Genomic DNA, 683 nt, shown 5'->3' on the forward strand with positions numbered 1-683 from the left:
CTCCTTAAAGGAGATCAGTAGGCTGACTATGGCCATGACTATATAGGTGGTGACATGGGCTATGATAACTCCTCTCACGGATAACCCTAGGAGTAATACTATTGAGACCAGCATGAGTCTCAGTAGTGGGGCGAGTACTTGAAGCATGCTTCTCACACTGGCTTTCTCCATGCTGGCGTAATACGTTAGCACGGCTCCATAAATAGCCGTGGCAAGGGGGTATGGTGCTGTGGCTAGTACTAGTTCACGCAGTCCACTCCTCTGTGCTAATTGAACCCCTAGTTCCTCGGGGAATAAAGCTATCACGGCAAGTATCAACGTGTTTATCAGGGTAAGGAAGAGTATTGAAACCCTGTAAGCCCTGGCAACTCCTTTAAGCTCTTTTCTAGCTCTAGCTATGGAGACGTATCTAAGCATGGATGACGTGATGCCTGGATCCGAGAATATTGTTAAAATAGTGGAGGGGAGAAGGGCAAGCGTGTATACACCGTAGTTGGCTGGCCCTAAACTCCTCGAGATAATCATCATTGTTGCTACCTGGATAATTATTTGTATAACCGTGGATGTACCATATAGGATGGCCTGCGTAGCCGCATCTGTTACCTCGTCATCGAACCAATTCAATAATAGACACCCACCATTAGAGTGAGAGCCCTCATGAATTGTTTTTGTTTTTATATGTT

At 45.8% G+C, this 683-nt stretch carries 1 protein-coding gene; it reads right to left on the reverse strand.

Annotation, left to right across the window (positions count from 1 at the left end):
- Positions 1-624: lipopolysaccharide biosynthesis protein (locus tag ACP5N5_RS01310; protein WP_428131624.1), on the reverse strand; the 624-nt coding region annotated here is incomplete at its 3' end.
- Positions 625-683: the final 59 nt, after the last annotated feature.

Source organism: Desulfurococcus sp. (assembly GCF_049970475.1).
Taxonomy (GTDB): Archaea; Thermoproteota; Thermoprotei_A; order Sulfolobales; family Desulfurococcaceae; genus Desulfurococcus; species Desulfurococcus amylolyticus.